Raw genomic sequence first — 554 nt, 5'->3', positions numbered from 1 at the left:
AGCGCTCCGGGAGGAGTCGCGTGGACGAGCTGAAATCATCAGGCAAGCCGTTCGAGATCTCGAAGTGGGCTGTCTGGGAGGCGTGGGAGAAAGTCAAGGCGAACAAGGGTGCGGCCGGGGTGGATGGAGTGTCGATCGAGGAGTTCGAGAAGGATCTGCGGGGCAACCTGTACAAAATCTGGAACCGGATGTCCTCGGGGACGTACTTCCCTCCTGCGGTCCGCGCGGTGGAGATCGCGAAGTCGCACGGCGGGGGTACAAGAATTTTAGGCGTGCCTACCATCGCCGACCGGATCGCGCAGACGGTGGTGGCCGGAGTGCTGGAGGCGAAGGTCGAGTCGATCTTCCATCCGGACTCCTACGGCTACCGGCCGAAGCGGTCCGCGCTGGATGCGGTCGGGGCCTGCCGGACACGGTGCTGGAACAACAACTGGGTGATCGATCTGGACATCCGGAAGTTCTTCGACTCCGTGCCGTGGGACCTGATCGTCAAAGCGGTCGAGGCGAACACCGACCTGCCCTGGGTGGTCCTGTATGTCAAGCGGTGGCTGGTC

The 554-nt window shown here is 63.0% G+C and carries 1 protein-coding gene; it reads left to right on the top strand.

Going from position 1 to position 554, the window contains the following annotated elements:
• Positions 1 to 20: 20 nt before the first annotated feature.
• Positions 21 to 554: reverse transcriptase domain-containing protein (locus IEZ19_RS50145; protein WP_268248818.1), on the top strand; the 534-nt coding region annotated here is incomplete at its 3' end.

It is taken from the genome of Streptomyces brasiliensis, assembly GCF_014647875.1.
GTDB lineage: Bacteria > Actinomycetota > Actinomycetes > Streptomycetales > Streptomycetaceae > Streptomyces > Streptomyces brasiliensis.
Note: the sequence above shows the minus strand (reverse complement) of the source record. Positions and strands in the feature narration are given on the sequence as shown.